The sequence below is a fragment of the Proteiniborus sp. DW1 genome (assembly GCF_900095305.1).
In the GTDB taxonomy this organism is placed as follows: domain Bacteria; phylum Bacillota; class Clostridia; order Tissierellales; family Proteiniboraceae; genus Proteiniborus.
In genome coordinates, this window is the sequence record NZ_FMDO01000011.1 from 1 (window position 1) to 6,665 (window position 6,665).

Below are 6,665 nucleotides of genomic sequence, written 5' to 3' on the forward strand. Positions count from 1 at the left end.
TATGAATTGTGTTATATATAGGAGGTGTAATATTGGGAGAAACCTTTTATATTTTAAAAGATGGAGATTTAAGACGAAAAGATAATAGTGTAGTTATTAAGAGTTTGGATGGGAATGAAAAAAATCTCAAGGCAGAAGTTACAGATGAGATATATCTCTTTGGTGAAGTAAGTCTTAATACGAAATTATTGAATTTTATATCTCAAAAGGGCATTATACTTCATGTATTTAATTATTACGGGTTTTATAGTGGTAGCTATTATCCTAGAGAAACAAACATAAGTGGATATTTATCAGTCCAGCAAGTACGAGTGTATGATAATGATGAAAAAAGATTGATGATTGCTAAAGAGATATTGAAAGCAGCATCTTACAATATCTATAGAAATCTCAGATATTATAATGGAAGAGGAATTAACATAGAAGAACCAATGAGAAGTATTGATAGTTTAATAAAAAAGCTAGATCATACTAAGTCTATTAATGAACTTATGGGAGTGGAAGGGAATATTAGAAAAACATATTATTCTACTTGGAATAGTATTGTAAAACAGGATATAAACTTTGAGAAAAGAGTAAAGAGACCACCCGATAATATGATTAACTCTTTGATTTCCTTTGTAAATAGTCTTATATACACGACAGTTTTATCTGAAATATACAAAACTCAATTAAATCCAACAATAAGTTTCCTTCATGAACCAGGCACAAAAAGATTTTCACTTTGCTTAGATATAGCAGAAGTATTTAAGCCATTAATTGGAGATAGAATGATATTTTCGATACTAAACAAAAATCAAATTACAGAAGAGGATTTTGAGAAAGAATCTAACTTTGTGTATTTAAAAGAATCTGGAAAAAAGAAAATACTAATAGAGTACGATAAGCGACTTGAGCAAACCATAGCTCATAAAGACTTAGGGCGGGATGTTTCTTACAGATATCTTATTAGGTTAGAATGCTATAAATTAATTAAACATATTATAGGTGAGAAAGAATATACTGGATTTAAAATTTGGTGGTGACTTTATGTATATAGTGTTAATGTATGATATAATGATGGATGAAGGAGGAGCACGAGTTCAGAGAAACATCTTTAAAATATGCAAAAAATATTTGACTCACATACAAATGTCAGTATTTGAAGGAAATCTAACAGAACTTAATTTAATGAAGCTAAAAATAGAGTTAGGTAAATATATTAGAGATAATAAAGATTCTCTTATTATATTCAAAAGCCGGGATGAAAGATGGTTGACTAAAGAATTTTTAGGACTAAAAGATGATAAAACATCAAATTTTTTTTGAAAAATGTATTGTCGACCTGTAGTAGTGCATAAATTACTGGTAATAGACAAGAGTTATAATTTCAGGTGTTAGTAACTGTTTAGGGTAATATATTTTGAAATATTAATAATTTAGTGAATAAAAAATAATACATAGACAATAAATACACTTGTAGCTTAGTAAAATCAATACCTCTATTGAAACGACCTTTAATAGAACTAGAGTAGAATGTAAATTTCTAAAGGGGGTTTTTAGATGACAATAGCAGAAGCAACCTTTAATAGAACTAGAGTAGAATGTAAATTTTCCTGATACGGGCCAAGTAATAAAAGAATGGGAATTCCTTTAATAGAACTAGAGTAGAATGTAAATATGAGAAAGATATTTGAAGCATTGAATGCAGAAGTCCTTTAATAGAACTAGAGTAGAATGTAAATGACGGTCGAATTATACAAGTTGTTGCTGAAACAGGCCCTTTAATAGAACTAGAGTAGAATGTAAATATAAGGGCATACATAACTACTGTCTATAATACATATTACCTTTAATAGAACTAGAGTAGAATGTAAATCAACTTTCACGTATTTCAGTCCACTTAATATTTCTTCCTTTAATAGAACTAGAGTAGAATGTAAATAGCAGATGATAAAGGCAATAGATTAACTGCTGCAATGCCTTTAATAGAACTAGAGTAGAATGTAAATATGGTGGTATAGGTGGATAGTCATACTTTATTCTCAACCTTTAATAGAACTAGAGTAGAATGTAAATCTTAAAATCGATTTTAAGGCACATAATAATATAATCCCTTTAATAGAACTAGAGTAGAATGTAAATAAGGTTCCTCAGCATCATGTTGTGTGTTGAAAGCTACCTTTAATAGAACTAGAGTAGAATGTAAATTTATAACATCAGACTAACTACAACTTTACTAACTAATCCTTTAATAGAACTAGAGTAGAATGTAAATACCTGACAAACTATCACCCCTTGTTGGGACAGGAACCCCTTTAATAGAACTAGAGTAGAATGTAAATCTAATTCAACATCATGTATCATATCTAATGTTTTACCTTTAATAGAACTAGAGTAGAATGTAAATGAAAATTTTATATTACCTGATGGTGCAAGTGGATTCCTTTAATAGAACTAGAGTAGAATGTAAATAGACCATGTAGGCAAATATATAGCAATACAAAGAAAGCCTTTAATAGAACTAGAGTAGAATGTAAATGTAGTTTCATTCCAGCTAAGTAATTATCATCAAAACCCTTTAATAGAACTAGAGTAGAATGTAAATGTAGCTTAGTAATTGCAAGGGTTACAGCGATTTGATCCTTTAATAGAACTAGAGTAGAATGTAAATAATTAGTACCTACAAATTTTTTATAGATACTAAGCAGGACCTTTAATAGAACTAGAGTAGAATGTAAATATGACTAAACTACCTAGTTGACCGAACATAAATGCCTTTAATAGAACTAGAGTAGAATGTAAATGGTTTCAATGACCGATATTGTTTTTTTTGTGCTTGGCCTTTAATAGAACTAGAGTAGAATGTAAATGACGTTGAACTTTTAGAAATATATTTAAATGACTACCTTTAATAGAACTAGAGTAGAATGTAAATTCGTTTGCCCACTTAGCAAAATCTAATTTTTTATCTCCTTTAATAGAACTAGAGTAGAATGTAAATTAATCATATGGGTGGTACAATTTCTCTACCCTGTAGCCTTTAATAGAACTAGAGTAGAATGTAAATCAATGCTGTCAATCTCTCTAGTAACCGTTTTGTCAAACCTTTAATAGAACTAGAGTAGAATGTAAATAAAGGGAATTTTATGATTGACATAGTATTTGATAGGACCTTTAATAGAACTAGAGTAGAATGTAAATTGTTGTTACTAAATGAATATATCCACATATTGCTACCTTTAATAGAACTAGAGTAGAATGTAAATTGTATAAACTACTTTTTGATCGTTTAATATTCCGATGCCTTTAATAGAACTAGAGTAGAATGTAAATGCTACCTATATTTAGTTGTCAAGGTTCCTTTAGCGACCCTTTAATAGAACTAGAGTAGAATGTAAATTATAAATTCCAAAAACATCTGCACCTTCAAGTCCAACCTTTAATAGAACTAGAGTAGAATGTAAATCCCTTCGCTATTTCAGCATCAATTTTCTTTTTCATTCCTTTAATAGAACTAGAGTAGAATGTAAATAATTCTCCGTTGTTAGAAATACTGTCATCAGGAAATACCTTTAATAGAACTAGAGTAGAATGTAAATTTTGTTCTTCCATTTGTACTCTTGTAGTGGATTAAACCTTTAATAGAACTAGAGTAGAATGTAAATTTATATTTTATTTTTTTTTGCTATAGACTACCCTTTTCCTTTAATAGAACTAGAGTAGAATGTAAATCATTTTAATATTGATTGAATATATAAAAAGTTTAACCCTTTAATAGAACTAGAGTAGAATGTAAATATAATCATATAAACATCTAACATGCATTAGTAATACATCCTTTAATAGAACTAGAGTAGAATGTAAATAATCCAGCTTCCTACTATTTCAATAATCAAACCTTCCTTTAATAGAACTAGAGTAGAATGTAAATAAGCTATACTGATGAGGCTTGAATAGCCGAAACTACCTTTAATAGAACTAGAGTAGAATGTAAATTATATGATGATACAGGTTACAAGAGCAGAAAACTTCCCTTTAATAGAACTAGAGTAGAATGTAAATACGGAAATATTGTCATAGCAGAATAAAACCCTTAGTCCTTTAATAGAACTAGAGTAGAATGTAAATTCCGAATAGACAGAGGTTTTGTCTTTTAGCACACAACCTTTAATAGAACTAGAGTAGAATGTAAATCAACTTTCACGTATTTCAGTCCACTTAATATTTTTTTCCTTTAATAGAACTAGAGTAGAATGTAAATTGTAGTTTATTTCTCGTAATTTCTTCTAAATTAATCCTTTAATAGAACTAGAGTAGAATGTAAATACTGACATATACTCCTGATTAGCTTCTTTGGTGAAACCTTTAATAGAACTAGAGTAGAATGTAAATGTAATTTAACTGCTTTAGGACTGTCTTTTCCTAATACATCCTTTAATAGAACTAGAGTAGAATGTAAATCAATATGAGTTTCCCAAGGTCTTATTGCTACTATCTCCTTTAATAGAACTAGAGTAGAATGTAAATCATTAAAGGCAGCAGCAGAAATGAATAGACATTCATCCTTTAATAGAACTAGAGTAGAATGTAAATTTCTTTCTTTCATAATTTGCCAATCTTGTTTTACGGGTCCTTTAATAGAACTAGAGTAGAATGTAAATTATTATGATGAATCAACACAAAGCATTACAATGGCCCTTTAATAGAACTAGAGTAGAATGTAAATGCTAAAGGTTCTAAGACAGCAATAATGGCTTTATCACCTTTAATAGAACTAGAGTAGAATGTAAATAAAGACCTTCCTCCTGAAATAGCAGGGAAACTAACCCTTTAATAGAACTAGAGTAGAATGTAAATTTTTTTAGTAGGTGATTAAATGGAACAACTAAATAAGCCTTTAATAGAACTAGAGTAGAATGTAAATTAGTCAACACTTACATAGTAGGTATCTTTTAATAACCCTTTAATAGAACTAGAGTAGAATGTAAATTTCAAAGCAAAACATATCTATGCGTATCAAAAATATCCTTTAATAGAACTAGAGTAGAATGTAAATAACTCTGATACACCACGTGTAGTAGTTCAGATTAGACCTTTAATAGAACTAGAGTAGAATGTAAATCTTCTAACATCTTTACATGGTGCAACCGCTTGAAAACCCTTTAATAGAACTAGAGTAGAATGTAAATAGTTAACTAAACCGTATTCTAAGCTTTGATCCGACTTCCTTTAATAGAACTAGAGTAGAATGTAAATTAAGTAGTTCCATTTCATTTGATAATACTCTTCTCCCTTTAATAGAACTAGAGTAGAATGTAAATATTAAAAGATATTACAAAATGTGGAGAGTTTAAAACCTTTAATAGAACTAGAGTAGAATGTAAATATTAAAAGATATTACAAAATGTGGAGAGTTTAAAACCTTTAATAGAACTAGAGTAGAATGTAAATGAAGATTGAATACTGAGGTTAGAACAGCAAGAATAACCTTTAATAGAACTAGAGTAGAATGTAAATCATTAAATGCAATTCAACAAGCACAAAACGAACAAGCCCTTTAATAGAACTAGAGTAGAATGTAAATCCTTTTTTGATACCCTTATGGGGCATATATAACTACCTTTAATAGAACTAGAGTAGAATGTAAATTTCTCTCACCTCTTTTACTTAAGGAATGTTATGCCTCCTTTAATAGAACTAGAGTAGAATGTAAATTTCTTTGTAGCTTCGCTTATCATTACTCCATGCCTACCTTTAATAGAACTAGAGTAGAATGTAAATGTAGATAGTGAAAAAGTAGAAATTTGGGTTGATGACACCTTTAATAGAACTAGAGTAGAATGTAAATGGATAATATACATCTGGTATTGGTACTGCTGCTGGCCTTTAATAGAACTAGAGTAGAATGTAAATTCTTTACATTGCCAAAATCCCATTTTCATCTCTCCTTCCTTTAATAGAACTAGAGTAGAATGTAAATAAGGTTTTGATGAGGATATGCGGACGTTTTTCCCGCCCTTTAATAGAACTAGAGTAGAATGTAAATATGATTTATTTCTCCATCTTGATAAGTGAAGTCCATACCTTTAATAGAACTAGAGTAGAATGTAAATGTTGTATTACCTGCTATTATCGGATTTATCGCACTCAGCCTTTAATAGAACTAGAGTAGAATGTAAATAAAGTCAAGATAAGGACCAATATGGACTTCACTTATCCCTTTAATAGAACTAGAGTAGAATGTAAATATGATTTATTTCTCCATCTTGATAAGTGAAGTCCATATCCTTTAATAGAACTAGAGTAGAATGTAAATGATATAGAAATGTCGGTCGGAATGACAGGCTTTATCCTTTAATAGAACTAGAGTAGAATGTAAATTAGGTTATTTAAAATTATAGATAATAGGAATATATTCCTTTAATAGAACTAGAGTAGAATGTAAATATCGCCCATTTCTTTATAGAAGTCAATTATTTTATCCCTTTAATAGAACTAGAGTAGAATGTAAATCAAGTATAGCAGAAACTGCAAAATATACGGTTAAACCTTTAATAGAACTAGAGTAGAATGTAAATTCAATATCTCAAATTAGATAATTAACGAAAAGGTTAATCCTTTAATAGAACTAGAGTAGAATGTAAATTGGCATGAAAAGAAAATGAGTACTTTTGATTTAGCTG

At 29.3% G+C, this 6,665-nt stretch carries 2 protein-coding genes and 1 CRISPR repeat array; both genes read left to right on the top strand.

Features of this window, described 5'->3' with window-relative positions; translation table 11 throughout:
* Positions 1-32 precede the first annotated feature (32 nt).
* Positions 33-1,025, top strand: coding sequence for a type I-B CRISPR-associated endonuclease Cas1b (gene cas1b / locus DW1_RS02960; protein ID WP_074349153.1), 993 nt, complete (start codon positions 33-35; stop codon positions 1,023-1,025).
* Positions 1,026-1,029: 4 nt separating this feature from the next.
* Entirely contained in the window at positions 1,030-1,308 is a 279-nt protein-coding gene (gene cas2, locus DW1_RS02965; protein WP_074349152.1) for a CRISPR-associated endonuclease Cas2, read from the top strand.
* Between the two features lie 185 nt (positions 1,309-1,493).
* Positions 1,494-6,628: a CRISPR direct-repeat array (repeat unit 30 nt; unit sequence CCTTTAATAGAACTAGAGTAGAATGTAAAT).
* The last annotated feature ends 37 nt before the right edge of the window (positions 6,629-6,665 follow it).

Coding starts and splice junctions, on each gene's coding strand:
- cas2 (WP_074349152.1), top strand. CDS start 1,030: ATGTATATAGTGTTAATGTATGATATAATGATGGATGAAGGAGGAGCA.